Origin of the sequence: Streptomyces sp. NBC_01176, from assembly GCF_045039825.1 — a bacterium.
Lineage (GTDB): Bacteria > Actinomycetota > Actinomycetes > Streptomycetales > Streptomycetaceae > Streptomyces.
The window spans coordinates 4,672,869-4,696,998 of the sequence record NZ_CP108600.1; the positions used below are offsets into that span (position 1 = coordinate 4,672,869).

At 68.8% G+C, this 24,130-nt stretch carries 25 protein-coding genes, 1 tRNA gene and 1 pseudogene; 12 read left to right on the plus strand and 15 right to left on the minus strand.

Annotation, left to right across the window (positions count from 1 at the left end; genetic code table 11):
* Window positions 1-104 precede the first annotated feature (104 nt).
* Complete coding sequence (locus OG199_RS20025) at window positions 105-284, plus strand: hypothetical protein (protein ID WP_153289398.1); 180 nt, start codon at window positions 105-107, stop codon at window positions 282-284.
* A 172-nt stretch (window positions 285-456) separates the two neighbouring features.
* Here the strand turns inward: OG199_RS20025 and OG199_RS20030 are convergent, their stop codons facing one another.
* From OG199_RS20030 to nth, 3 genes are all read right to left on the minus strand, one after another.
* Window positions 457-1,656: a MarP family serine protease gene (locus OG199_RS20030; protein WP_356798440.1), complete on the minus strand. Its 1,200-nt coding sequence runs from the start codon at window positions 1,654-1,656 to the stop codon at window positions 457-459.
* Between the two features lie 13 nt (window positions 1,657-1,669).
* Window positions 1,670-2,332, minus strand: a complete 663-nt coding sequence (locus OG199_RS20035; protein WP_266706123.1) for a CoA pyrophosphatase — start codon at window positions 2,330-2,332, stop codon at window positions 1,670-1,672.
* Window positions 2,333-2,610: 278 nt separating this feature from the next.
* Window positions 2,611-3,705 (minus strand): endonuclease III, encoded by a 1,095-nt coding sequence (gene nth, locus OG199_RS20040; protein ID WP_405830589.1) that lies wholly within the window; start codon window positions 3,703-3,705, stop codon window positions 2,611-2,613.
* 251 nt (window positions 3,706-3,956) lie between these two features.
* On the opposite strand from nth, the gene OG199_RS20045 reads away from it, so the two are divergent.
* A complete protein-coding gene (locus tag OG199_RS20045; protein WP_016642758.1) occupies window positions 3,957-4,631 on the plus strand; it encodes a Crp/Fnr family transcriptional regulator in 675 nt (224 codons plus the stop codon).
* 152 nt (window positions 4,632-4,783) lie between these two features.
* Here the strand turns inward: OG199_RS20045 and OG199_RS20050 are convergent, their stop codons facing one another.
* The 4 genes from OG199_RS20050 to OG199_RS20065 all read right to left on the minus strand — a co-directional run bounded on the left by OG199_RS20050 (window position 4,784) and on the right by OG199_RS20065 (window position 7,477).
* Complete coding sequence (locus OG199_RS20050) at window positions 4,784-5,614, minus strand: MBL fold metallo-hydrolase (RefSeq protein ID WP_356798436.1); 831 nt, start codon at window positions 5,612-5,614, stop codon at window positions 4,784-4,786.
* On the minus strand, window positions 5,611-6,480 hold the full coding sequence (locus tag OG199_RS20055) for an NUDIX domain-containing protein (protein ID WP_266700520.1): 870 nt from the start codon (window positions 6,478-6,480) through the stop codon (window positions 5,611-5,613). Before OG199_RS20055 ends, OG199_RS20050 begins: the two co-directional genes overlap by 4 nt.
* A gap of 368 nt (window positions 6,481-6,848) precedes the next feature.
* Entirely contained in the window at window positions 6,849-7,319 is a 471-nt protein-coding gene (locus OG199_RS20060; RefSeq protein ID WP_168529268.1) for a RidA family protein, read from the minus strand.
* The gene (locus tag OG199_RS20065; protein ID WP_143608830.1) at window positions 7,316-7,477 is read right to left on the minus strand and encodes a DUF4177 domain-containing protein; all 162 of its coding nucleotides are present in this window, start codon (window positions 7,475-7,477) and stop codon (window positions 7,316-7,318) included. The genes OG199_RS20060 and OG199_RS20065 overlap by 4 nt, the downstream gene beginning before the upstream one ends.
* Window positions 7,478-7,572: 95 nt before the next feature.
* Here OG199_RS20065 and OG199_RS20070 point away from each other — a divergent pair, with 95 nt between their 5' ends.
* Together OG199_RS20070 and OG199_RS20075 are read left to right on the plus strand one after the other, a co-directional pair.
* On the plus strand, window positions 7,573-8,550 hold the full coding sequence (locus tag OG199_RS20070; RefSeq protein WP_356798431.1) for an ArsA-related P-loop ATPase: 978 nt from the start codon (window positions 7,573-7,575) through the stop codon (window positions 8,548-8,550).
* Window positions 8,547-10,145, plus strand: a complete 1,599-nt coding sequence (locus OG199_RS20075; RefSeq protein WP_405830593.1) for an ArsA family ATPase — start codon at window positions 8,547-8,549, stop codon at window positions 10,143-10,145. The genes OG199_RS20070 and OG199_RS20075 overlap by 4 nt, the downstream gene beginning before the upstream one ends.
* A gap of 243 nt (window positions 10,146-10,388) precedes the next feature.
* Here the strand turns inward: OG199_RS20075 and wblA are convergent, their stop codons facing one another.
* Complete coding sequence (gene wblA / locus OG199_RS20080) at window positions 10,389-10,727, minus strand: transcriptional regulator WblA (RefSeq protein ID WP_028799159.1); 339 nt, start codon at window positions 10,725-10,727, stop codon at window positions 10,389-10,391.
* A 407-nt stretch (window positions 10,728-11,134) separates the two neighbouring features.
* Between wblA and OG199_RS20085 the strand changes: the two genes are divergently transcribed.
* Complete coding sequence (locus OG199_RS20085) at window positions 11,135-13,414, plus strand: transglycosylase domain-containing protein (RefSeq protein ID WP_405830595.1); 2,280 nt, start codon at window positions 11,135-11,137, stop codon at window positions 13,412-13,414.
* Window positions 13,415-13,604: 190 nt separating this feature from the next.
* On the opposite strand, the gene OG199_RS20090 is transcribed toward OG199_RS20085, so the two are convergent.
* Window positions 13,605-14,069: a GatB/YqeY domain-containing protein gene (locus OG199_RS20090; RefSeq protein WP_356798425.1), complete on the minus strand. Its 465-nt coding sequence runs from the start codon at window positions 14,067-14,069 to the stop codon at window positions 13,605-13,607.
* A 190-nt stretch (window positions 14,070-14,259) separates the two neighbouring features.
* On the opposite strand from OG199_RS20090, the gene OG199_RS20095 reads away from it, so the two are divergent.
* The gene (locus OG199_RS20095) at window positions 14,260-15,183 is read left to right on the plus strand and encodes a metallophosphoesterase (protein ID WP_405830597.1); all 924 of its coding nucleotides are present in this window, start codon (window positions 14,260-14,262) and stop codon (window positions 15,181-15,183) included.
* Window positions 15,184-15,454: 271 nt separating this feature from the next.
* On the opposite strand, the gene OG199_RS20100 is transcribed toward OG199_RS20095, so the two are convergent.
* On the minus strand, window positions 15,455-15,646 hold the full coding sequence (locus OG199_RS20100) for a winged helix-turn-helix domain-containing protein (RefSeq protein ID WP_405830599.1): 192 nt from the start codon (window positions 15,644-15,646) through the stop codon (window positions 15,455-15,457).
* A gap of 296 nt (window positions 15,647-15,942) precedes the next feature.
* Between OG199_RS20100 and OG199_RS20105 the strand changes: the two genes are divergently transcribed.
* The 3 genes from OG199_RS20105 (at window position 15,943) to OG199_RS20115 (ending at window position 17,498) form a co-directional block, all read left to right on the plus strand.
* On the plus strand, window positions 15,943-16,131 hold the full coding sequence (locus OG199_RS20105; RefSeq protein ID WP_405830601.1) for a hypothetical protein: 189 nt from the start codon (window positions 15,943-15,945) through the stop codon (window positions 16,129-16,131).
* 463 nt (window positions 16,132-16,594) lie between these two features.
* Window positions 16,595-17,395 carry a Pr6Pr family membrane protein gene (locus OG199_RS20110; RefSeq protein ID WP_405830602.1) on the plus strand — a complete coding sequence of 267 codons (801 nt, stop codon included), beginning with the start codon at window positions 16,595-16,597 and terminating at the stop codon, window positions 17,393-17,395.
* A 29-nt stretch (window positions 17,396-17,424) separates the two neighbouring features.
* Window positions 17,425-17,498 (plus strand) — tRNA-Pro (locus OG199_RS20115).
* A 177-nt stretch (window positions 17,499-17,675) separates the two neighbouring features.
* Here the strand turns inward: OG199_RS20115 and OG199_RS20120 are convergent.
* Both OG199_RS20120 and OG199_RS20125 read right to left on the minus strand, forming a co-directional pair.
* Window positions 17,676-17,804, minus strand: a complete 129-nt coding sequence (locus OG199_RS20120) for a hypothetical protein (protein WP_399375469.1) — start codon at window positions 17,802-17,804, stop codon at window positions 17,676-17,678.
* Between the two features lie 119 nt (window positions 17,805-17,923).
* Window positions 17,924-18,286 carry a hypothetical protein gene (locus OG199_RS20125; RefSeq protein WP_405830604.1) on the minus strand — a complete coding sequence of 121 codons (363 nt, stop codon included), beginning with the start codon at window positions 18,284-18,286 and terminating at the stop codon, window positions 17,924-17,926.
* 491 nt (window positions 18,287-18,777) lie between these two features.
* Between OG199_RS20125 and OG199_RS20130 the strand changes: the two genes are divergently transcribed.
* The 3 genes from OG199_RS20130 (at window position 18,778) to OG199_RS20140 (ending at window position 21,714) form a co-directional block, all read left to right on the plus strand.
* On the plus strand, window positions 18,778-18,993 hold the full coding sequence (locus OG199_RS20130) for a hypothetical protein (RefSeq protein ID WP_405830606.1): 216 nt from the start codon (window positions 18,778-18,780) through the stop codon (window positions 18,991-18,993).
* Between the two features lie 121 nt (window positions 18,994-19,114).
* Window positions 19,115-19,717, plus strand: a complete 603-nt coding sequence (locus OG199_RS20135) for a restriction endonuclease subunit S (protein WP_399375474.1) — start codon at window positions 19,115-19,117, stop codon at window positions 19,715-19,717.
* Window positions 19,714-21,714, plus strand: a complete 2,001-nt coding sequence (locus tag OG199_RS20140; protein WP_405830608.1) for an N-6 DNA methylase — start codon at window positions 19,714-19,716, stop codon at window positions 21,712-21,714. Before OG199_RS20135 ends, OG199_RS20140 begins: the two co-directional genes overlap by 4 nt.
* 262 nt (window positions 21,715-21,976) lie before the next feature.
* On the opposite strand, the pseudogene OG199_RS20145 reads toward OG199_RS20140, so the two are convergent.
* From OG199_RS20145 to OG199_RS20155, 3 genes and pseudogenes are all read right to left on the minus strand, one after another.
* A pseudogene (locus OG199_RS20145) lies at window positions 21,977-22,417 on the minus strand (exonuclease domain-containing protein); the annotation flags it as partial.
* 1 nt (window position 22,418) lies between these two features.
* Window positions 22,419-23,218, minus strand: a protein-coding gene (locus OG199_RS20150; protein WP_405834606.1) for an IS5 family transposase whose coding sequence is annotated in 2 segments (ribosomal slippage) — window positions 22,419-22,879 and window positions 22,879-23,218 — 801 coding nt in all. Because the reading frame shifts where the segments join, the coding sequence is not laid out codon by codon here.
* A 132-nt stretch (window positions 23,219-23,350) separates the two neighbouring features.
* Window positions 23,351-23,809, minus strand: coding sequence for a hypothetical protein (locus tag OG199_RS20155; RefSeq protein ID WP_405830610.1), 459 nt, complete (start codon window positions 23,807-23,809; stop codon window positions 23,351-23,353).
* Between the last annotated feature and the right edge of the window lie 321 nt (window positions 23,810-24,130).

Consider the following 24,130-nt stretch of genomic DNA (forward strand, 5'->3'; position numbering starts at 1 on the left):
GAAGGGGAACGTCTGTCCTACGAACAGCCAAATGCCTCGCGCATAGGCCAATTGGGGGCCCGAGGCGTGGTTATCGACCTTGGGGCAGGGGCAGACGTCGGGGTATGGGCTGGACGCACGACTACAGTGACGCACCACGCAACCGCCGCTCGGCCACGGGCCTGAGCTCCCATCAGAGGGGCACCCCGCAGCTGCCGGGCACGGGCCTCCAGGTGGGAATCCCGCGCATTCTGCGCCGTCGGGCCCGCTGGGTCTCGGTGCGATTGCGCCATCCCCGCGGCTGAACCGCCGCCACGCCCGGCGACCCGCTCACCCCGGTCGTCCGGTCACCCGCTCACCCTGATCATCCGCTCGCCCCGTGCGACACCCGATCGCTCCGTCCGGCCCGAGGGACGTGCCGGACGCCGTGGCGGTGTGGCGGACGCGGCGGTCGGCGGACGGATCCGACGGCCGCCGTCAGAGCGCGCAGCTGTCGCTGTCGACCTGCTGGTTGGCCGCGCGACCCTGGGTGACGTCCGGCTGGACCTCGTCGGCGGTGAGGGCGTATCCGGTGTTGGCGTCGTCGAGGGACTTCGCGAAGACCACTCCGTACACCTTGCCGTCGGGCGTGAGCAGCGGGCCGCCCGAGTTCCCCTGACGGACGGTCGCGTAGAGCGAGTAGACGTCGCGGCGCACGGTCTTGCGATGGTAGATGTCCGGACCGTTGGCCGTGATCCGGCCGCGCACGCGCGCGGGTTGGACGTTGTACGCGCCGTTCTGCGGGAAGCCGGCGACGATCGCGTTGTCGCCGCTGCCCGCGTCCCGGGTGGTGAACCGCAGGGCCGGCGCGTTCAGGTTCGGTACGTCGAGTACGGCGATGTCGCGCTCCCAGTCGTACAGGACGACCTTGGCGTCGTACTTCCTGCCCTCGCCGCCGATCTGGACGGTGGGTTCGTCGACGCCGCCGACCACGTGCGCGTTGGTCATCACGCGCCGGTTGCCGAAGACGAAGCCGGTGCCCTCCAGGACCTTGCCGCAGCTCTGCGCGGTCCCCATCACCTTGACGATGGAATCCCGGGCGCGGACGGCGACGGGGCTGTTCGTGAGCGCCGGGTCGGGGGGCTGGACATCGGTGATCGGTTCGTTCGCGAACGGGCTGAAGACCTGAGGGAAACCGTTCTGCGCGAGGACCGAGGAGAAGTCGGCGAACCAGGTGTCGGCCCGGGAGGGCAGCGCGCGCGAGACCCCGAGCAGCACCTTGGAGCCGCGGACCTCCTTGCCGAGTGTCGGCAGCGTCGTGCCGGCGAGGGCCGAGCCGATCAGCCAGGCGACCAGGAGCATCGCAACGACGTTGACGAGGGCGCCGCCCGTCGCGTCCAGGGCGCGGGCCGGGGACCAGGTGATGTACCGGCGCAGCTTGTTGCCCAGGTGCGTGGTGAGGGCCTGGCCGATGGAGGCGCAGACGATCACGACGACCACCGCGACGACGGCGGCGGTCGTACTCACCGTGGCGTCGTCGGTGAGGGCGGCCCAGATGACGGGGAGCAGGTAGACGGCGACGAGGCCGCCGCCCAGGAAGCCGATCACCGACAGGATGCCGACGACGAAGCCCTGGCGGTAGCCCACGATCGCGAACCACACGGCGGCGACCAGCAGCAGGATGTCCAGCACGTTCACGAACGACACCCTGTCACGCGCGCCAGTCGAGCGGGACCTGCTTCTCGCGGTCCCAGGGCAGCTCCCAGCCCGCGAAGTGCAGCAGACGGTCGATGATGCCCGCGGTGAAACCCCACACCAGGGCCGATTCGACCAGAAATGCCGGACCTCGGTGGCCGCTGGGATGCACGGTCGTGGCGCGGTGGGCGGGGTCCGTGAGATCCGCCACGGGGACCGTGAAGACCCGGGCCGTCTCGGCCGGATCGACCACGCCGACCGGGGTCGGCTCGCGCCACCAGCCCAGGACGGGCGTGACCACGAATCCGCTCACCGGGATGTACAGCTTGGGCAGGACGCCGAAGAGCTGGACACCGCCGGGGTCGAGCCCGGTCTCCTCCTCGGCCTCGCGCAGCGCGGCCCGCAGCGGCCCGTCGGCCTTCGGGTCGCCGTCCTCCGGGTCCAGGGCGCCACCGGGGAAGGAGGGCTGTCCGGCGTGCGAGCGCAGCGAGCTGGCGCGCTCCATCAGGAGCAGTTCGGGGCCGCGGGCGCCCTCGCCGAAGAGGACGAGGACGGCGGACTGCCGTCCCGCACCGTCGGCCGGCGGCAGGAAGCGGCTCAGCTGGAGCGGCTCCACGGTCTCGACGGCGTGCACCACCGGGTCGAGCCAGGCGGGCAGGCCGTCCTTGGTCACCAGCACGGGGGCACCGCCCGGCGTCGCGCCACGCGACGTGTGTGCGCCGGGTGTTGCGTGCGCGCCTGGTGTTGCGTGCGCGCCGGGCTCGCCGTGCGTTCCGTCGAACCGGCCGCGCGCGCCGGGCTCGCCGCGCGTGCCGTCGCCGCGCGTGCCGTCGGTGCCGGACTCGTCGTACCTGTCGATGTCGTGGGTCTCCATGTGCCTGCTGTGCGTGTCGCTCGCGTGCTTCACCGCCACCCCCGTTCCGTTCTCCCCGTACCGGCCGATGTCCGCGCCCGCCGTCATCCGGCGCCCAGCGGGGGTGCCGGAATGCCGCCCGCGTCGAGGTAGGCCTGCGGGGGGTTGAGCCGCTGACCGGGGTAGCCGCCCTTCTCGTACTTCAGAAGCTTGCGCGCCTTCTCCGGGTCCGTCTCGCCCTCCCCGTACGCCGGGCAGAGCGGGGCGATGGGGCACGCGCCGCACGCGGGCCTGCGGGCGTGACAGATACGGCGGCCGTGGAAGATCACGTGGTGGGAGAGCATCGTCCACTCGCTCTTCGGGAAGAGCGCGCCGACGGCGGCCTCGATCTTGTCGGGCTCCGTCTCGTCGGTCCACTGCCAGCGGCGTACGAGCCGCTGGAAATGGGTGTCCACGGTGATGCCGGGGCGTCCGAAGGCGTTCCCGAGCACCACGAAGGCCGTTTTGCGCCCCACGCCGGGCAGTTTGACGAGGTCTTCGAGACGGCCGGGGACCTCGCCCCCGAACTCCTCCGCCAACGCCTTGGAGAGCCCTATCACCGACTTGGTCTTGGCCCGGAAGAAGCCCGTCGGCCGCAGGATCTCCTCGACCTCCTCGGGGTTCGCGGCGGCGAGATCCTCGGGGGTGGGGTACTTGGCGAAGAGCGCCGGGGTGGTCTGGTTCACCCGCAGGTCGGTCGTCTGCGCCGACAGGACCGTGGCGACGACCAGCTGGAAGGCGTTCTCGAAATCCAGTTCCGGGTGGGCGTACGGGTACACCTCGGCGAGTTCGCGGTTGATACGGCGGGCTCTGCGGACGAGGGCGGTGGACGGCTCGGCGACGAGAGGCTTCTTGGCGGCAGCCGCCTTCTTGGCGACGGCCTTGCCGGGAGCCGTCTTCTTCACCGCGGCCGTCTTCTTCACCGCGGCCGTCTTCTTCACGACAGCCGTCTTCTCCGCCTCGCCCTTCGAGGATGTGGCCTTCTTGGTCGTCGCCGTCACCTTCTTGACCGTTGCGGTCGCCTTCTTCGTCGTGGCTGTCGCCTTTTTGGCGGCCTTCTTCAACGTCGGTTTCACCGGCGCCGGATCTGTCACTTTTGTCGATTTCGTGCTTCCATCGGGGCCCTGTTCGCCCACAGCGGAATCGCGACGTACAACCATCCGCCCAGCCCCCTTGGCCTGTGCTCTACCGGCGATTTGGACACCCGGCCAGCGTAGAGCCCAGCACCGACATCCGCCCCGGACCCAGAAGATCAGCCTCCAATTGGCCCCCTGCCGCACTGCCCGCGACGCCCGTACGGCAGACTTGTGACTGATCACACTGTTTGGACTGTCCAGCAAGATGGGGAACACGCTCCCCTGGTACCACGGGGGAGCAAGATCCCCTGAGCAGGTCGACAAGGAGAGAACTCGTGGACGACGTTCTGCGGCGCGCCCCGCTCTTCGCGGCGCTCGATGACGAGCAGGCCGCGGAGCTCCGCGCCTCCATGAGTGAGGTGACGCTCGCACGCGGCGACGCTCTCTTCCACGAGGGCGACCCCGGGGACCGCCTCTACGTGGTCACCGAGGGCAAGGTGAAGCTCCATCGCACCTCCCCCGACGGCCGGGAGAACATGCTGGCCGTCCTCGGCCCCGGTGAGCTGATCGGCGAGCTGTCGCTGTTCGACCCGGGCCCGCGCACGGCGACCGCCTCCGCGCTGACCGAGGTCAAGCTGCTGGGCCTCGGCCACGGCGACCTCCAGCCCTGGCTGAACGCGCGGCCCGAGGTGGCCGCCGCCCTGCTGCGCGCCGTCGCCCGCCGCCTGCGCAAGACCAACGACCAGATGTCCGACCTGGTCTTCTCGGACGTGCCCGGCCGGGTCGCCCGCGCGCTCCTGGACCTCTCCCGCCGCTTCGGCGTGCAGTCGGAGGAGGGCATCCACGTCGTCCACGACCTGACGCAGGAGGAGCTGGCCCAACTGGTCGGCGCGTCCCGCGAGACGGTCAACAAGGCGCTCGCCGACTTCGCGGGCCGCGGCTGGCTGCGCCTGGAGGCCCGCGCGGTGATCCTGCTGGACGTGGAGCGCCTCGCGAAGCGGTCCCGCTGACCGCCTTGCCGTTCGAACGTGAGTGAACCCATGGGGCCCTGCCGTACGGCGGGGCCCCATGTGCGTCTGGTCCCGCGGGCAGAAGCAACGATCCTCCGACCGCCGGATCAGGCCACGGCCGACCGGCGCGGACGGGCCCACGGCGGACCGGCCTAGATCAGCCCGTGCTCCCTCAGGTAGTCCATCTGCGCCCGGACGGAGAGTTCGGCGGCGGGCCACAGTGAACGGTCCACGTCCGCGTAGACGTGCGCGACGACCTGCTGCGGCGACCTGTAACCGTTCTCGACCGCCGTCTCGACCTGGGCGAGGCGATGGGCCCGGTGGGCGAGGTAGAACTCGACGGCACCCTGGGCGTCCTCGAGCACGGGCCCGTGCCCGGGCAGGACCGTGTGCACGCCGTCGTCGACCGCGAGCGAGCGCAGCCGCCGCAGCGAGTCGAGATAGTCGCCCAGGCGGCCGTCAGGGTGGGCCACGACGGTCGTACCGCGGCCGAGGATGGTGTCACCCGTCAGGACGGCCCGATCGGCCGGGAGATGGAAGCACAGCGAGTCGGCGGTGTGCCCGGGGGTCGGGACCACGCGCAGTTCGAGACCGCCCACGCTGACGACGTCGCCGTGCGCCAGTCCCTCGTCCCCGAGCCGCAGCGCCGGGTCCAGCGCCCGCACCTTCGTCCCCGTCAGCTCGGCGAACGACGCGGCGCCCTCGGCGTGATCGGGGTGCCCGTGCGTCAGCAGGGTCAGCGCGACCCGCTTCCCGGACTTCTCGGCCGTGTCGACGACGGCGCGCAGGTGTGCGTCGTCCAGCGGGCCGGGGTCGATCACCACCGCGAGTTCGGAGTCCGGCTCCGAGACGATCCAGGTGTTGGTGCCGTCCAGCGTCATCGCGGACGCGTTGGGGGCCAGCACGTTCACGGCGCGCGGGGTGGCGGGGCCGGAGAGGGTCCCGCCTCGCGGCTGGCCGGGGAGGGCGGCGGCGTCGGTCATGCCGGGGCTCCTCCGGTGGGGACGTGCTTGGTGAACTCGTCGTGACCGGGCCAGGCGAGGACCACTTCGCCGTTCTCCAGACGGGCCCTGGCCAGGACGGGCGTCAGATCGCGGGCGGGCGCGGCGGCGAGGACGTCGGCCGCGCTGTCGTACGGGATCAGCTGGCGCAGGGTCGCGACGGTGGGCGGCATCATCAGGAGCTCGCCCTTGTCGTATCCGTCCGCCGCGTCCGCGGGGCGGATCCACACGGTGCGGTCGGCCTCCGTGGAGGCGTTGCGGGTGCGCTGCCCGTCCGGGAGAGCGGCGACGAAGAACCAGGTGTCGTAGCGACGGGTCTCGAACTCCGGGGTGATCCAGCGGGTCCAGACGCCCAGCAGGTCGGATCTGAGGACCAGGCCCCGGCGGTCGAGGAACTCGGCGAAGGAGAGGTCCCGGGCGACCAGGGCGGCGCGGTCCGCCTCCCACTCGTCGCCGGTGGTGTCGCCGACCACCGTGTCCGGCGTGGGGCCGGCCAGGAGGACGCCTGCCTCCTCGTACGTCTCGCGGACCGCGGCACAGACGACGGCCTGGGCGGACGTCTCGTCGACTCCGAGCCTGTCGGCCCACCACGCGCGCGTGGGGCCCGCCCAGCGGATGTGGTGATCGTCGTCGCGAGGGTCCACGCCGCCGCCCGGATACGCGTACGCGCCTCCGGCGAAGGCCATGGTGGTGCGTCTGCGCAGCATGTGCACGACGGGGGTGGCGTCAGTGTCCTTGAGCAGCATGACGGTGGCGGCCCGCCTGGGGGGCACCGGTGTCAGCGTGCCCTCCGCGAGCGCGCGGATCCGCTCGGGCCATTCCGGTGGATACCACTGCCCATTCGCCATGGCCGGAGGCTATCCCGAGCCGGGCGAATGTTCGAGGGGCCCCGGTCGTTCAAGGGACGACCACCGGGCCGAGGGGGAGTTTCTCCGCCCCCGCCGCCCCTACCCGCCCCATCCCTGGGGGCTCCGCCCCAGACCCCCGCCTCGCCCGAAAAGCTCGTCCTCGAACGCGGACGGGCTGAAATGCGTGACCCTGGGCGCCGGCCTTCGAGGACGACCCATCAGCGTGGGCTCGCACCTCCAGCGCGGGCCCGCATCTCCAGGCCGAACGGGGGGCTGAGGGCGGAGCCCCCAGGGGACAGGACATGCGGGCGGCGCGGGCGAGGAACCCTGGGCCCAGGGCACAACCCGCCCCCGTCCGCCCGGAGGGCCTACGCCTCGGTCAGCTCCACCTGGATCTCGACCTCCACCGGCGCGTCCAGCGGCAGCACCGCCACCCCGACGGCACTGCGCGCGTGCACACCCTTGTCGCCGAGAACCGCGCCGAGCAGCTCACTGGCCCCGTTCACCACACCGGGCTGACCGATGAAGTCGGAGGCCGAGGCCACGAAGCCGACGACCTTCACGACCCGCGCGACACGGTCCAGGTCGCCCGCGACCGACTTGACCGCGGCCAACGCGTTCAGCGCACAGATGCGGGCCAGGTCCTTGGCCTCCTCGGCCGTGACCTCCGCGCCCACCTTGCCGGTCACCGGAAGCTTGCCGTCCACCATCGGGAGCTGGCCGGACGTGTACACGTACACACCGGACCGCACGGCCGGCTGGTACGCGGCCAGCGGCGGGACGACGTCCGGCAGGGTCAGCCCGAGCTCCGCGAGCTTCGACTCGACGGCGCCGCTCATGCCGACCTCTCGCGCTTCAGGTAGGCCACCAGCTGCTCGGGGTTGTTCGGCCCGGGCACGACCTGGACAAGCTCCCAGCCGTCCTCGCCCCAGGTGTCCAGAATCTGCTTCGTGGCATGGACGAGCAGCGGCACGGTTGCGTATTCCCACTTGGTCATGTGGCCGACTGTAGCCGTTGCCGCGGAGGGCCTCGCGCGCACGTTGTCCACAGCCTCCTGCGTACTCCGGCGGCGGACTGGTTAGGCTCGAAGACGTGAGCAGGCTCCAGGTCGTCAGCGGCAAGGGCGGTACCGGCAAGACCACGGTAGCCGCGGCCCTCGCGCTCGCCCTCGCTACAGAGGGCAAGCGCACCCTCCTCGTCGAGGTCGAGGGCAGACAGGGCATCGCGCAGCTCTTCGAGACAGAAGCGCTGCCCTACGAGGAGCGGAAGATCGCCGTCGCTCCGGGGGGCGGGGAGGTGTACGCCCTCGCCATAGACCCCGAACTGGCCCTCCTGGACTACCTCCAGATGTTCTACAAACTGGGGAGTGCCGGACGGGCCCTGAAGAAGCTCGGCGCCATCGACTTCGCGACCACCATCGCGCCCGGTGTCAGAGACGTGCTCCTGACGGGGAAGGCGTGCGAGGCCGTGCGCAGAAAGGACAAGAGCGGACGGTTCGCCTACGACTACGTCATCATGGACGCGCCGCCCACGGGGCGGATCACGCGCTTCCTGAACGTCAACAACGAGGTCGCGGGGCTCGCCAAGATCGGGCCGATACACAATCAGGCTCAGGCCGTGATGCGCGTCCTCAAGTCTCCGGAGACGGCGGTGCACTTGGTGACGCTGCTCGAGGAGATGCCCGTCCAGGAGACCGCGGACGGCATCGCCGAGCTGCGGACGGCGCAGCTGCCGGTCGGGCGGATCATCGTGAACATGGTGCGGCCCGCGCTCCTCGACGACGTCGACCTGGAGCTCACGGGCGCCGTGGCGCGCGGTGCCATCGCCAAGTCGCTCTCCGCCGCCGGGCTGGGCGGTGCCCGCCGCGGTGGGAACGCCGAGCGGCTCGTCGACCCCCTCCTGGAGCAGGCGGAGGAGTACGCCGAGCGGCACACCCTGGAGCGCGAGCAGCGGGCCGTCCTCACCGACCAGGACCTGCCGCTGCACGAGCTCCCGTTGCTCGCCGAGGGAATGGACCTGGCGGGCCTGTACCAACTGGCCAAGGAACTGCGTCAGCAAGGGATCTCATGAGTCCGGACCCGGCCCGCGCCCACGACTCCGCCCACACCGGCGACTCCGCCGGCAGCGGCGACTCCGCCCGAACGCACGACCCGGCCCGGAAGCACGATCAGGGCCGGAAACAGGACCCGGTCCGCGGAATCGGCTCCGCCCGTGTCCTGGACGTCGATCCGCTGCTCGACGACCCCGGGACCCGCATCGTGGTGTGCTGCGGGTCGGGAGGCGTCGGCAAGACGACCACGGCGGCCGCCCTGGGGCTGCGCGCGGCCGAGCGGGGCCGCAAGGTGGTCGTCCTCACGATCGACCCGGCGCGCCGGCTCGCCCAGTCGATGGGCATCGACTCGCTGGACAACATCCCCCGCCGGGTGAAGGGCATCGACGACTCCGCGGGCGGCGAACTGCACGCCATGATGCTCGACATGAAGCGCACCTTCGACGAGATCGTCGAGGCGCACGCGGACGGCGAGCGGGCCGCCGCGATCCTGAGCAACCCCTTCTACCAGTCGCTTTCGGCGGGCTTCGCGGGCACGCAGGAGTACATGGCGATGGAGAAGCTCGGCCAGCTGCGGGCACGGGACGAGTGGGACCTGATCGTCGTCGACACACCGCCGTCCCGCTCCGCGCTGGACTTCCTGGACGCCCCCAAGCGGCTCGGTTCCTTCCTGGACGGCAGGCTGATCCGGCTTCTCACCGCCCCGGCGAAGCTGGGCGGCCGCGCGGGGATGAAGTTCCTGAACGTCGGGATGTCGATGATGACCGGCACCCTGGGCAAGCTCCTGGGGGGACAACTCCTCAAGGACATGCAGACCTTCGTGGCGGCGATGGACACCACGTTCGGCGGCTTCCGTACCCGCGCGGACGCCACGTACAAGCTGCTCCAGGCGCCCGGCACGGCGTTCCTGGTGGTGGCGGCCCCGGAGCGGGACGCGCTGCGGGAGGCGGCGTACTTCGTCGAGCGGCTGGCCGCCGAGGACATGCCGTTCGCCGGCCTGGTGCTCAACCGGGTGCACGGCAGCGGCGCTGCCCAGCTGTCCGCCGAACGGGCACTCGCGGCCGCGGAGAACCTCGACGCCGCGGCAGCCGAGGATCTTGATCCCGAGGCTGATTCCGACCCTGGTCCCGACACTGGTCCCGACACTGCGGAAGATCTTGACCCCAAGGCTGCAGAAAATCTTGACGGGGCCCGCATTGTGGATCAGGAGCGCGGGAAAGCTGGACTTCGTAACTCTCCCGACACGTACGGTAGTTCAGAATCCTCCGCTTCCGCGTCATCGGTTCCCGAAGCTCCCGAAGATCCAGAATCTCCCGACGGCTCCGGCGAAGGCTCCCCCGCCGCCACGGACACCGACCGGACCGTCACCGGCCGGACCGCCACCGACCGGACCGTCGAACAGTTCACCGCAGATCTGCTGAGGCTGCATGCCGAGCGCATGCAGCTGCTCTCCCGCGAGCAGCGCACCCGTGACCGCTTCGCCGCGCGTCACCCCGAGGTGGCCGTGGCCGAAGTGGCCGCACTGCCCGGCGACGTGCACGACCTCGCGGGGTTGCGGAACATCGGGGAACGGCTCGCGGCCAATCGGCCGGAGCTGCCCGGGCCCGGTGTCTGACCGACGCCGCGGCCTCCCGGCACGGGTCCACGCCCGCTACGGGTCCGCTGTGCTGGGTCCATGGGGCCGCCTCCCGGCGGCCCGTGTGACCTTCTGATGTCGCCTGATGTCGCCTGTCACCCATGCCGGCCCATGAGGTGCCGTGCGGCTCACGGGTCAACCGACCCCATGGACGCCGTACGGGCCCTGGGCGCCACGCAAGGGCGCCCCGAGTGGCCGGGAGCCGTGGTCCGAGGGAAACCCTCAGCCCACCGCCGCGTAACGCTCGTACACCTCTTCCTCGTCGAGGGGCAGCAGGCCCGCGCCGCGCTCGTACTCCGTACGCGCGGTCTCCAGCAGGCGACGCCACGAGGTGACGGTGGGACGCCTGCGCAGCAGTGCGCGACGCTCCCGCTCCGTCATGCCACCCCACACGCCGAATTCGACGCGGTTGTCGAGCGCATCGGCGAGGCACTCCGTGCGTACCGGACATCCGGTGCACACTGCCTTCGCCCGGTTCTGCGCTGCTCCTTGAACGAACAGTTCATCCGGATCGGTAGTGCGGCAGGCCGCCTGCGCACTCCAGTCGGTTACCCAGCCCATACCGGCGCCGTCCTCTCCCGAATCGAGGCTCCCCCACGGCGGCAGCGGCATATTCACCGCCGCCAGTTGAGGACGTTACGGAAGGTGGGCACAGCGCAACACCCCCTTCGGGCCCAATCTTGAATGGCCCGAACGGACTATGCGTAAGCGGCAGATCACCCGGGGGAGTGACCTGGGGACATACGTGAGTATCCCGGCAAAGCGGGACAGTTCAGTTGAGTCACAACGGACGCCTGGTGACGCATGAGGCTGATTCGGACACGACCTCCCCAAAAAGTTGGGGAACCTCCGGAACGATTCGGGGTCGCCGGACGTATTGATACGTGGCCGCACTGCTGTGACAGTTGAGAGCAGCTTAGGCCAAGGCATATACGCGTGTCCGGCGAATGAGAACGTAGGCTGCCCTCATGCCAAAGAAGCTCTCGGGCGGTGGTCTGTCGCCCACGCAGCAGGCCGCCAAGTTCCTCGGTGTCAGCGTGCTCGCCGGAGCAGTCATGGCCGGAATCGCGTTGCCCGCCGCGGGCGCGCTGGGCCTCGCGGCCAAGGGTTCCGTCCAGGGATTCGACGAGATCCCCGACAACTTGAAGAGTCCCGCGCTGAGTCAGCGCACCACCATCCTGGACAACCAGGGCGGTCAGATCGCGACGGTCTACTCGCGCGACCGCACGGTGGTCGACCTCAAGAACATCTCGCCGTACATGCAGAAGGCGATCGTCGCCATCGAGGACTCCCGCTTCTACCAGCACGGAGCGGTCGACCTGAAGGGCATCCTGCGCGCCCTGAACCAGAACGCCCAGAACGGCGGAGTGGCCCAGGGCGCCTCCACGCTCACCCAGCAACTGGTGAAGAACTACTTCGTGGAAGAGGCCGGCGACGACCCGACGAAGGTCGCCCAGGCCACCCAGCAGACGCTCGGCCGCAAGATCCGCGAGCTCAAGTACGCGATCCAGCTGGAAGAGAAGCTCGGCAAGAAGAAGATCCTCGAGAACTACCTGAACATCACGTTCTTCGGCGAGCAGGCCTACGGCGTCGAGGCCGCCGCCCAGCGCTACTTCTCCAAGCCCGCCAAGGACCTGAACCTCCAGCAGTCGGCGCTGCTCGCGGGCATCGTCCAGTCGCCCAGCCGGTACGACCCGGTCAACGACGAGGCCGAGGCCATCAAGCGCCGCAACACCGTCCTGCAGCGCATGGCCGAGGTGCACGACATCTCCCCGCAGGAGGCCGACGCGGCCCAGAAGGCCAAGCTGGACCTGAAGGTCAGCCAGCCGAAGAACGGCTGCATCACGGCGGTCAAGGGCGCGAGCTTCTTCTGCCGGTACGTGGAGAACGTGTTCCTCAGCGACCCGGTCTTCGGCAAGACCAAGGAGGACCGGGCCAAGGTCTGGAACCAGGGCGGCCTGACCATCCGTACGACGCTCGACCCGCAGTCCCAGAAGGCGGTGCAGGACTCGATCAAGTCCCACGTCAACAAGTCGGACTCGGTCGCCACGGCGGCCACGCTGGTCGAGCCCGGGACCGGCAAGATCGTCGGCATGGGCCAGTCGAGGCCGTACGGCTACGGGAAGAACGAGACGGAGTACAACTACTCGGTCGACCGGGACATGGGCGGTTCGAACTTCGGCTTCCCGACCGGTTCGACCTTCAAGCCGTTCGTGGCCGCCGCCGCGCTGGAGGAGGGCCGGCCGGCGACGCAGGAGTACTCCGCGCCGTACAAGATGTCCTACCCCAGCCCCGTCCAGACGTGCGGCAGCAAGCCCTGGACCAACCAGCAGAACGAGACGCTCTCGAACGAGAGCGAATCGGAGAAGGGCCCGTACCCGCTGAAGACGGCGATGGCCAAGTCGGTCAACACCTACTTCGTGCAGATGATCTCGGACATCGGGATCTGCCCGGTGGTGAAGCTGACCGACAAGCTGCACGTCGTGCAGGGCAACGGCGACAAGCTGCCCGAGGTGCCCGCCATCACCCTCGGCTCCAAGGGGATCGCCCCGCTGACCATGGCGAGCGCGTACGCCACCTTCGCGTCGCGGGGCATGTACTGCACGCCGATCGCCATCGAGTCGATCACCCAGCAGGTGGACGGCAAGCAGAAGTCGATGGAAGTACCGAAGTCGACCTGCACGCGGGCCATGTCCGAGAAGACCGCGGACACCGTCAACACCCTGCTCAGCGGTGTGATCGACTCCGGTACCGGTCAGCAGGCCGGTCTGACGGACCGGGACAACGCCGGTAAGACGGGTACGACGGACGAGCGGCGCAACGCCTGGTTCGTCGGCTACACCCCGAACCTGGCGGGCGCGGTGTGGGTCGGCAGCCCCAAGCAGAACGTCAAGATGACGAACATCAACATCGGCGGCGTCTACCACTCCCTCGTCTACGGCGGCGAGGTGCCGGGCCCGATCTGGAAGGACGCCATGACGGGCGCCCTCGTGGGCAAGGACTCCCCCTCGTTCAACCTGATCGACATCCCCGATCCGGAGCGGGACGACAGGGACCACGGCGACGACGGCGGCGATGACGGCGGCGACGGACCCGGCTGGGGCGACAACGGCGGCCACGACGGCAACACCATCAGCGGGAACAACGGCAGCAACGGGAACGGCGGCAAGTTGCCGACGCCTTCGTTCTCGGTCCCAGAGGGCTTCATCCAGGGGCAGAACGGCACCGGGGGCCGCCGCCACGGGTAGGTCCCCCGCCAGGCCTTCGGCCGGCCGGAGGCGAGTCCACCGGCCGGCGGAAGGCGAGTCGGCGGGTCGGCCGGTCGGCCGAAGGCGAAGGACACTCCGGAAAAGGACACCCTTGACCGGAACTAGACCGGAAGAGGACACGCTTGAAGAGGGACGTCACCGCGGTGACGTCCCTCTCGGCGTGGAGGCCTCAGCCGGCGAGCAGCTTCTTGACCACGGCGGCGACCCGCCCACCCTCGGCCAGGCCCGCGACCTTGGGGTTGACGATCTTCATGACCTGACCCATGGCACGCGGCCCCTCGGCGCCCGCCGCCCTGGCCTCGTCGACGGCCTGTCCGACGATCTGGTGGAGCTCCTCGTCGGAGAGCTGCTTGGGCAGGTACGTGGCGAGGATCTCGCCCTCCGCCTTCTCCCGCTCGGCCGACTCGGGCCGACCACCCTGCGCGAAGGCGTCCGCGGCCTCACGGCGCTTCTTCGCCTCGCGGGTGATCACCTTCTGTACTTCGTCGTCGGAGAGCTCGCGCTTCGTCTTGCCGGCGACCTCCTCCTTGGTGATCGCGGAGAGGGTCAGCCGGAGCGTGGCGGAGCGGAGCTCGTCGCGCTCCTTGATGGCGGCGTTGAGGTCTTCCTGCAGCTTCGACTTGAGCGTGGTCATGCCGACGATTGTCGCAGGTGTGGTGAGGCGGTCGCCTGCTGATTTCGGCGCCGGTGTCGGGTTGCCGGCTCCGGCCGCCGTTTCGGGGCGGCCCTCCGGTGCCGGGGCGGATCATCGGTCTCCGGTTGCCGGTGCCGGGGTTGTCCACAGGCGGGGACGCGAAGCCGCCCGGGTCTGACACGATGGACGTATGCGCGCACGATACGGAGTACCCCTGGGAATCACGGCGGTGGGCGCCGCCGGACTGTTGTACTCGGCAGGCTTCGAGGCCCGCTCGTTCCGCCTCCGGCGGGTGACGGTCCCGGTCCTGCCACCGGGCATGCGACCCCTGCGTCTCCTCCAGGTCTCCGACATCCACATGGTGAGCGGGCAGCGCAAGAAGCAGCGCTGGCTGCGCTCCCTGGCCGGCCTGCGCCCGGACTTCGTCATCAACACCGGGGACAACCTCTCCGACCCGGAGGGCGTCCCCGAAGTCCTGGACGCTCTCGGCCCCTTGATGGAATTCCCCGGCGCGTACGTCTTCGGTTCGAACGACTACTACGGTCCCAAACTCCGCAACCCGGCGCGGTACTTGTTCGAGAAGGCCCAGGGCCGCCACGGTCTGAACGGCAACAAGCCGGCCGTTCACGCCCTCCACAACCCGTGGGAGGACCTGCGCGACGGCTTCGACACGGCGGGCTGGCTGAACCTGACGAACACCCGGGGGATGCTGAAGATAGAGGGCTCCGAGATCGAGCTGACCGGTCTCGACGACCCGCACATCAAGCGGGACCGCTACGCGCGCGTGGCCGGCGGCCCCTCGGAGTCGGCGGACTTCTCCCTGGGCGTGGTCCACGCGCCCTACCTGCGCACGCTCGACGCGTTCACGGCGGACGGCTATCCCCTGATCCTGGCCGGCCACACCCACGGCGGCCAGCTCTGCCTCCCCTTCTACGGCGCCTTCGTCACCAACTGCGACCTGGACACGGACCGTGTGAAGGGCCTGTCCACGCATACGGCGGAGGGGCGGACGTCGTACATGCACGTCTCGGCGGGCTGCGGCACGAACCGCTACACGCCGGTACGTTTCACGTGCCCGCCCGAGGCGTCGCTCCTGACACTGGTGAGCCGCTAGAGATCTTCAACCGGCTGGCTGTGTTTCGTGAGGTTGGCCGACGACCTCTTCAGGCGCGACCACACGCGCTCGACGGGGTTGCACTCGGGAGCGTAAGGGGCAGCTAGTAGGCGGTCAGCCATAGCCGAGCGGTGACCCGCACGACCGATGGGTGGCCCCGGTGGCGCCAGGTGCGGCCTTGGGCGGCCTCAGGCCTTGGCCGGCTTCGTCCTCTAAGCAGAGCCAGGCGCCCAAGTCCTCCCCCCCCTTTTATGACGGCCACTGCTCGTCTTTATGACGGCCACTGCTCGTCCTTCCAGACGGCGATCTTCGCCTCGTTGCGCTCTGCGGCCTTGCGGGAGGGCACCTGCACGCTCCAGCCGTGCGGTGCGGCAGTAGGTCCAGCCCGGCCAAGCCCCGTCAAGGTGTACTCGGCGCCGAGCCGTCGGCGCACGATCTCGGCGAACTGGCCGGCGTCCAGCACTGGCCACTCCAGCCCGAGGCGGCAGGACCGGGGTCCAGCACCGCCTCCAGCAACCGCAGTTGTGATACCTCACCTTCCCGGCACAGCGCATCCCACGGGAGCCGTCACAACCCGACGTAACCCGCACCGTCAGAGATCTCCTAGGGCACTCCTAGGGCATGTCTGACGGGGCGCGTCATCGACCCCGCACCCGCCAGCAATGTCACCCGAATGGCGCAGCACGGCGTGCCACCCACATGGGTGAACGCCAGGCTGACTAGTGCCCCGATTGAGGCAATCTGCGAAAGGGGAACCAAATGCGCATTCGACGAATCCTCGCCGCCGTCATCGCCACGGCAGCCCTCGCCGGACTCGGCATCACAGGCGCCGCCACCGCCACCGCCGCCAGCCTCACCCCGGGTGAGTGCGAACAGGGCGGCGGAACAGTCAATCGGGCGACCAACACCTGCATGGGCGGCATGTTCGACGGGCAGATGGTCGACTAAGCCCCACCATGCGCCCCGCAGCCGCGCGCTGCGGGGCGCTCCCGCGCGGGGGTAGCCGGAAGAGTCGCAGAGACCGCCCCGGACCCGTCGGGCACGCCGGGTCCGGGGCGGCTCGGAAGCACGTGGCGGGAACTCCTCATCTCGGCTGCCGGCTCGCGGCTCGCGGCTCGTCATGATGAGCCATGGGACGGACTGGCGCTCGCCTTCGAGAGCGCGCTCGCCCATGGCGAGCGCCTGTTCTCGGGACCTTTGATCACACGGATCACGCGCGTCTCACGGGCCATGGATCCCGATCGGCTGATCACACACGGTTGACCACGCACAGCTGACCAGACACGGCTCGCCACGCACTGCTGGCTGCTGGCCGCTGGGGACACTTGAGGGCAGCGCGACAACCACGAGCCCGTAACTCAACCAGATGCCCCAAATGGCCCGATTCATCCACTCCACTTAACGTGGGCGCATGATCGCCCCGATCCCCAAGGACATACCCGACCTCCCGCCGATCCCGGGTATCGCCGCACTGGCCCCGTACAACGTCCCGTCGACAGCGGTGGTGGCGCCCGCGTACCGCCCGCTGGTGGCGGCCTTCCGCCTCCTGGTCGCCTTGGCGGCCGCGGCGGCCATCGCCATCGACCTGTACCTGGGCAGTCCGACACACGTGCTGAGCTACTTCGCGATCCAGAGCAACCTGCTGGTGGCGGCAGTGTTCACCGCCTCGGCCCGGCGCGCGTGGACGGCCCGCCGCCTGCTGCCCGCGGCCCTCACGGGCGGCACGCTCCTCTACATCTTGATCACGGGCCTGGTCTATCACCTGCACCTGGCGAACCGACCCGGCGGCTTCTCGATGACCGGCGAGACCGCCTCGCTCAACGGCTGGCAGGCCCTCGCGAACCTGATCCTGTACACCGTGACCCCGGTCGCCGTGGTGATCGACTGGCTCCTGCTGACCCGCCCGGCCCCATTGGCGATGCGCTACGCGGCCACCTGGCTCGTCTACCCCCTTGCCTACCTGGCCTTCTCCCTCACCCGTGGCGCGATGCTGCCGCCGGGCACCACGGAGCGCTACCTCTACCCCTTCGTCGACGTCGACCGGCACGGATACGTCGGCATCCTCGGAAACACCGCGATCCTCGGCGTCGCCTTCTACGCCCTGGCCCTCCTCGTCGTCGCCCTGGACCACCTCCGCCCGGACCCGTTGCGACGCGGCGGCCGACGCCCCGAAAACCGGATTTCGTCTCCGGCCACCGGTGGGCTAAAGTAAACGACGTCGCCGCGAGAAGCAGCGACAATCGGGGTGTAGCGCAGCTTGGCAGCGCGCTTCGTTCGGGACGAAGAGGTCGTGGGTTCAAATCCCGCCACCCCGACAGTGAAGTACCAGGTCAGGGGCCTGATCCGCTCAGCGGGTCGGGCCCCTGAGTGGTTCCGGGGGACGTTTCGGGAGCCGTTTGGGAGCCGAGTTCGGGATACGCCTCCCAGGCGGCTCCCGGATTCCTTGCGCCGAGCCCATCGGCCAGTCCCCATGACCGTGGGCTCCCGCCAGGTCACGCGACACCGAAGGTGTGGACATCGAGCTTCTCATCGCGCCCGAGTCCCGGACGCCGAGCCTGCAGCAGAGCTGTTTCACCCAAGCGCTCGACAGCATCGGGCTTGGTCGGCACCGCGTTCACCATCCATCCAATCTCGGCTACGCGCGAGGCCGGGGCGGCGAGTTTCACCGGCTCGCTAGCGAGAGCCAGATCTTGGGCTGCTGCGCGAGGCCGCGTCGGCGGTACTCCGGCAGCGGCATCGATCAGCGCTCGCGATAGCGCGCGAAGACGCGAGCGCGCTCCTGCTCCCAGGTCCACTCCGCGGCCGTCCGGTGGAACGGCACCCCTTTGGCCCACTCGAAGAACTGGCCGGCGGGCCAGCGGGTTGCCTTGAGGATCACGATGGACGAGAGCATCGGCTCAAGCCCCTGGCTGTCCCGGCGGCAGGCGTCACCCAGCAGGAGGCTGATGATCGGGCCGCGGTAGTGGACCTTGTGTCCCTTCGCCTTCAGTTCTTCGCTAAGGGACTTGTACCAACCGTCGGTACGGCCTTCTCGTGCTCGGCGCCGCAAAACTTCCATCGTCTCGTCCAGCGCGGACAGGTACTCGGCATCACCCTGCTTCATCCGAACCCCACCCCCTGTCGGTAACTTCCCCACGATATCCGGGACACACGTATTGACGACGCCAGTCACCGCGCGCAGGGGAGGGCGATGGGACAGCAGTCATGGGCGCCCTTCGAACTGGACCCGACAATCTCCAGGGCTGCGTATGGGATGCGCCGACGAACGTCATGACGTCTGACTCGGCCAACCAGTGAACCTTCCGCGCCCCGCAGGCAGGGGGGGATCAACTCTCCAATCAACGAAGGGAAGTTGGACCGAACGTGCTTGCGAAGCTATCTTCGCGGATGTACGGTTAACGTCATCGAGGGTCGGGCGCGGCTCGGACTTCGTGCGCGGTGGGACGGGGGGAAGCGTGCTTTTCCCAGTGCGACACCGCGGGCAACAGCGTGTGGCACATGAACCGCCGCACCACCCCGCATGGTTTCCAGGCCCGGCAGGGGGTGCGGCTCAACCGTCCCCGCACAGTGTGCGGAGACAGAAAGGACAACCTCGTGAGGACTGTCGATGTCCATCATGCACGTTCCCTCCCGCCCCGGGCCAGAGCGGCCGTGGTGCCGCTCGTAGTGATCACCGTCGTGGCCGTGTTCGGCGCCTCCCTCGTGGGGCACGGGACCGCGGCCCTGATCGCGGTCGTCACGGCTCTGCTGGCCGCTGCCATGGAGGAGTTGGTACGGGCTGCCATGCGGTACTGGACGCGCGTCGCCTGACTGTCGGCGGCGGGGCGTGGTGCGCATACAAATCGCGCCCCGCCGCTGGCGGGCGGGAGCACGGCAAAGCGTGAGTGCGGGGAGGAGAGACGGAGGAATCGTGCACAGAGAGGACGAGTCCATGACTCGGGATCAGATCCGCCTTGGGAGCCTTTGTGAGGTGACGGCCGGTCCGTCCGGGTCCTTGCTGGAAAGCCTGAACGACGGCCCCGACGGTGTGCCGGTGATCTCTCCGCCGGATCTCACCGATGACCACACGGTGGACACCCGGCGGCTGCGCCGGGTGCCGCGGGGCGAGGCCAAGCGGCTCTCCCGGTTCGCACTGCGGGAAGGTGACCTCCTCGTCGTGCGGCAGGGGACACTCGGTCGGCTGGCGTTGATCGAGGCAGAACACGCCACATGGTTCTACGGCTCGTCCTGTCTGCGTCTCAGGCCCCGACGTGAGCTCGCCCTGCCCGCGTACCTTGTCTCGTATCTGTCCTATCCGCCCGTGCAACGGGCCTTGCTGGGACAGTCCCTCCCGGGAACGGTCCCGTCGCTCAACTCGACGATGCTGAACGAGTTGCCGGTCACCGTGCCTCCGCTGGACCGGCAGCGCTCCATCGTCGAAGCCCTGGCCGATGTCGACGCCCGGATCAGGAGCCAGCGGCAGATGGCCGACCGCCTTGAGGCACTGCGGCCGGCCATCTTCGGAGAGCTGATTCAAGGAACGAGGCACACATGAGTCCCCTTACTGTCGCGCAGTTGACAAGGGCCCTGTTCGGCGCCGCCGACATCCTGCGGGGCAGAATGGATGCCTCGCAGTACCGTGATGTCGTCTCCGGATTGCTGGTCCTCAAGCGGGTCTCGGACCAGCCCGGCGTTCTTCGGGTTCCCGAGCGTGCGCGCTGGTCCCACATCGTCGACTACGAGGGCAAAGCGCTAGGTCACGTACTCAACGAAGCCCTTTGGGAACTTGAGCGGAGCAATCCTGAGGTACTGAAGGGTTTGTTCGAGACCCTCGACTTCGACAGACGGCTGGGTCGTGCCGAGTTGAAGGCACTGGTCGATCACTTCGACCACATTCCGCTGAGCGACGACGACTTGGAGTTCGGCGATGTGGTCGGTCGTGCCTATGACCTGATCCTCAGCGCGTTCGCTGACAGTGCGGGGAAACGAGGTGGGGAATTCTTCACCCCCCGTTCTGTGGTTCGGCTGATGGTGCGCTTGGTCCGGCCGCAGGAGGGACAGTCGGTGTACGACCCGTTCGCCGGTTCGGGGGGCATGCTCGTCCAGGCCAGGCAGTACGTCGAGGAGCACGGAGGGGACGGCGCGGACCTCGCCCTCTTCGGGCAGGAAGTGAACGGCGCGACGTGGTCCACAGCCCGGCTAAACCTCCTGTTGCACGGCATCACAGACGGCTCGGTGCTCTGCGGCGACACACTGACCGATCCACTCCACTCACTGCAGGACGGGCGTCTGACACGCTTTGACCGTGTGCTGACCAACCCTCCCTTCTCGATGGACTACTCCGAGAAGGAGGTGAGGCATCCCGAGCGGATGAAGTACGGCTGGACGCCAGGGCGGGGAAAGGCCGATCTGATGAACGTCCAGCATGTGCTGGCCACACTCCGCCCGGACGGGATCGCAGCGGTGGTTACCCCGCAGGGTGTGCTGTTCCGGGGTGGGGCGGAGGCGGAGATCCGCCGGGGATTCATCGAGGACGCCCGACTCGAAGCGGTGATCGGTATCGGGCCGAACGTCTTCCACGGCACGGCCATCCCCGCCTGCATCCTGGTGCTGCGGGGTACGAACGGAACATCAGCGGAACAGCGCGGCCAGGCGCTATTTATCAACGCCGAGCGCGAAGTGGTCACGGGGCGGTCGCAGAACCACTTGGAGCCGCGGAACATTGAGAAGATCGTGAGTGCTTTCCGCGAGTGGGCGGACATCCCCGGATTCTCGCGGGCGGTATCGCTGGAGGAGATCGCGGACAACGACTTCAACCTCAACATCCGGCGCTACGTGGACGCCAGTCCGCCTGCCGAGCCACCACTGGACGTCCGTGCGGCGCTGTTCGGTGGTGTGCCAAGAAGCGAAGTTGATGCGGAAATGACGAAGTTCCGCGCTTACGGTATCGACCTCGCAGACCTGTTCACGCTGAAGGGTTCCAACTATCTCGATTTCCTGAGCGACGGCTGTGAGGCGACCGCAGCGCGCATCTCGGGCCTCGCTGCTGCCCGAGAGGAGGAGTTCACGGACCGCTGCCGTTCATGGTGGGAGGAAACGGCATCACGCATTGCTGAACTCGCTGGCACAGAACGGCTGTTGATGTTGCGTCCCCGGCTTATGGCTTCCTTCCGTGAGGAACTACTGCCGGCGGGGATCCTGGACCGATACCAGCTGACCGGAGCCTTCGCGGCATGGTGGTCGGACCGGCACGACGACCTCAGAAGCCTGAACCTCCGGGGCTTTCCTGGGGTGATCGACCGTTGGGCGGCCGACGGCGGACGGTCTTCGTATCTACCCCCGAACCTCGTGCGCGAACGTGTGCTCAATGTTCTTGGTGAGGATCTCCGCTCTCGAGTGGAGAAGCTCGTCGCTACGGAACGACAGGGACTGGTCGATGTCTATCGATCATGGGGCGACCGATACGAGACATCGCTCATGGATCTAGAGAGGCAGAGCGAGGCCACTGCGGCAAGGCTCAGAGCCCGGTGGGAGGAGCTTGGTTACACGTAGACCGGCCTCCCCTGGCGTCGCAATCTCTCGGCCACGCCTCGGCCCCAGCCGCCAAACCGAGGTGATCGCCGTCGGCCAGCCGGGGAAGGGCGACCGAGCAGGGTGACGGATCAATGTCCAACCGCGTTTTTGCAGTTCAGGCCGCGACAGGCGAAAATGCCTTTACTGACGTCACACCCCGCTACGAGCCCCGCGAGCCCCTCGGCTTCGCCCTCGCATGAGCCTCGCCCCGCACGGTCGGAGGCTCGTTGTATGGGCCGAGCGCGGCGAGAGTGCCGAGCTTGAGGTCGGCCGTCGCGGGCCCGACCAGGCGGCTGAGCGCCAGAGTGCACAAGCGTCTGCTGACTGGGACTCAGGAACGGACGCGGGCAAACTCATGGGCCAGGAAGTCGTAGTCGAACTGCGTGTTGTGGGCGACCAGGACGCGGCTGCTGAGCAGTGACCCCGCCTGCGGCGCTATCTCCTCGAAGGTGGGCGCGCCCGCAAGACGCGCTGGGGTTAGGCCATGGATGTGCACCGGGCCGGGGTCGCAGCCGGGATTGAGGAGGGTGGAGAACTCTCCTGTCTGCCGGCCGTGTCCGTCGAGCGTGATGACCGCCAGGGAAAGGACGCGGTCCCTGCCGGGCCTCAGCCCAGAGGTCTCCACATCCACCAGTGCCCAATCGTGGAAGTAGTCGGAAGGGCTGGGCCACTTAGAAGCCATCTCATTTGGCGAGTCGGCGGTAGCAGATCAGGGTGCAGGCAATGCTGGTGAAGGCGAGGAAGTGCTCGGCTTTGCGCTCGTAGCGGCGGTGCAGTCGCCGGCATCCGGCAAGCCAGGACATCGTGCGTTCTACGGTCCAACGGTGCCGGCCCAGGCGGGTCGAGGACTCGATACCCTTGCGGGCAAGGCGATGTGTGATGCCCCGCTCGCGTAACCATCGCCGCAGGTGGCCGTAGTCGTATCCCTTGTCGGCATGGAGCTTTCCCGGCCTGCGTCGTCGACGTCCACGCCGGGAGCGGATCGGCGGTATGCCCTTCACCAGCGGGATCAGCGCCTGGCTGTCGTGCAGGTTCGCTCCCGAGATGCCGACGGAGAGAGGCAGACCGGTCCTCTCGGTGATCAAGTGGATCTTTGAGCCGTACTTGCCCCGGTCGACAGGATTCGGGCCTGTCAGGTCCCCTTTTTCAGGGCCCTCATGTTCACCGAGTCGATCGCGCAGCGGGACCAGTCCAGCTCACCGCGGGCGCCGAGTTCGTCGAGGACCAGACGGTGCAGCTTGGCCCAGACCCTGGCCTTGGTCCACTCGGCGAAGCGCCGGTGAGCCGTCGCTCCCGATGGCCCGAACGATGCGGACGGCAGCTGCTGCCACGTGCAGCCCGACGTGGCCACGAACACGATCGCAGCCAGCACCTCCCGGTCACCGTGCCGACGCCGACCGCCTCCCTGAGGTCGGGAAGGCGCTTCCGGCACCACCCGCTGGAACAGCTCCCACAACTCATCCGGCACCAGCCGCTCAACAATCCCCACGCCAGCAGGCTACCGAAGAATCCAAATGAGATGACCTCTAAGGCACGTGCGAACACGGTGCCCCGTCGACGCCTGCGTGCCGGGAAAGTCGGTCCAGGTGGCCTGGGACCACCGAAACCGTCTCCGTCAGCTCGTGCCGCCCCACACCGCTTCCAGGTCCCGGCAGCGAACCAGGATGCTCGCGTCGGTCAGCGCGATCTCGTGCGTGCAGCCGCCGTCCTCGTCGGGAAGGATTTCGTCGAGGAGGACAGCGTCGACCAGCATCCAGTCGATGGAGTGTTCATAGTCGACGGAGAAGTGCGTCACGCCTGAGTAGGTGATGCGCAGGCCGGAGTCGTGCTTGAACTTGTTGGGTGCGAGCTCCAGGACCAGGCCGCCGCTCTTGTCGGTGGCGAGGTGGACCCCGGCCAGCTCCAGATCCTTGACACAGCGGGTCGCGCCCGCGATGTCGTAGTGGCCGGGGTCGGTGGCGAAGGACCGGGCACCTGAGGGCAGCTCGGCGCGCAGACGCGGCAGTTCGGCCAGATAGGCCCCCGGATCCACGAAGAACCCTCCGTCGTCCCAGACGGCCGTGACGTACTTCATTTGCATCCTTCCGCGGCGAGAGGCGGTCGCCTCCACATGTCTCCGGTGATGTCCTCGGTCCCCTTGGGACTGATGCGGCCGACTTTCCGCAGCTCGTAGATCACCATCGAGGACAGGCCCTCCTGGCGCGAACACCCCGACGGCTCGCGTGAATCGTGGACGTGGGACGCCGAGGGCAATCTGCTCACCCACACGAATCCTGCCGGCCGCACCACCGTGGCCCTCGCTGTCGTCCTCGACCGCTGGACGCTCGCTGTGCCAGGCCTTGCGGTCAGCCGGATCATCGGGCGGGGCGGCGGGACCGTCGGCGGCGGCGAGACT

What these genes read in the sequence shown, in the direction of transcription:
- OG199_RS20025 (WP_153289398.1), top strand. Translation starts at nt 105, where the DNA reads ATGGGCTGGACGCACGACTACAGTGACGCACCACGCAACCGCCGCTCG.
- nth (WP_405830589.1), bottom strand. Translation starts at nt 3,705, where the DNA reads ATGGTTGTACGTCGCGATTCCGCTGTGGGCGAACAGGGCCCCGATGGA.
- OG199_RS20050 (WP_356798436.1), bottom strand. Translation starts at nt 5,614, where the DNA reads ATGACCGACGCCGCCGCCCTCCCCGGCCAGCCGCGAGGCGGGACCCTC.
- OG199_RS20055 (WP_266700520.1), bottom strand. Translation starts at nt 6,480, where the DNA reads ATGGCGAATGGGCAGTGGTATCCACCGGAATGGCCCGAGCGGATCCGC.
- OG199_RS20060 (WP_168529268.1), bottom strand. Translation starts at nt 7,319, where the DNA reads ATGAGCGGCGCCGTCGAGTCGAAGCTCGCGGAGCTCGGGCTGACCCTG.
- OG199_RS20065 (WP_143608830.1), bottom strand. Translation starts at nt 7,477, where the DNA reads ATGACCAAGTGGGAATACGCAACCGTGCCGCTGCTCGTCCATGCCACG.
- OG199_RS20075 (WP_405830593.1), top strand. Translation starts at nt 8,547, where the DNA reads ATGAGTCCGGACCCGGCCCGCGCCCACGACTCCGCCCACACCGGCGAC.
- wblA (WP_028799159.1), bottom strand. Translation starts at nt 10,727, where the DNA reads ATGGGCTGGGTAACCGACTGGAGTGCGCAGGCGGCCTGCCGCACTACC.
- OG199_RS20085 (WP_405830595.1), top strand. Translation starts at nt 11,135, where the DNA reads ATGCCAAAGAAGCTCTCGGGCGGTGGTCTGTCGCCCACGCAGCAGGCC.
- OG199_RS20090 (WP_356798425.1), bottom strand. Translation starts at nt 14,069, where the DNA reads ATGACCACGCTCAAGTCGAAGCTGCAGGAAGACCTCAACGCCGCCATC.
- OG199_RS20095 (WP_405830597.1), top strand. Translation starts at nt 14,260, where the DNA reads ATGCGCGCACGATACGGAGTACCCCTGGGAATCACGGCGGTGGGCGCC.
- OG199_RS20105 (WP_405830601.1), top strand. Translation starts at nt 15,943, where the DNA reads ATGCGCATTCGACGAATCCTCGCCGCCGTCATCGCCACGGCAGCCCTC.
- OG199_RS20110 (WP_405830602.1), top strand. Translation starts at nt 16,595, where the DNA reads ATGATCGCCCCGATCCCCAAGGACATACCCGACCTCCCGCCGATCCCG.
- OG199_RS20120 (WP_399375469.1), bottom strand. Translation starts at nt 17,804, where the DNA reads ATGGTGAACGCGGTGCCGACCAAGCCCGATGCTGTCGAGCGCTTGGGT.
- OG199_RS20125 (WP_405830604.1), bottom strand. Translation starts at nt 18,286, where the DNA reads ATGAAGCAGGGTGATGCCGAGTACCTGTCCGCGCTGGACGAGACGATG.
- OG199_RS20135 (WP_399375474.1), top strand. Translation starts at nt 19,115, where the DNA reads ATGACTCGGGATCAGATCCGCCTTGGGAGCCTTTGTGAGGTGACGGCC.
- OG199_RS20140 (WP_405830608.1), top strand. Translation starts at nt 19,714, where the DNA reads ATGAGTCCCCTTACTGTCGCGCAGTTGACAAGGGCCCTGTTCGGCGCC.
- OG199_RS20155 (WP_405830610.1), bottom strand. Translation starts at nt 23,809, where the DNA reads ATGAAGTACGTCACGGCCGTCTGGGACGACGGAGGGTTCTTCGTGGAT.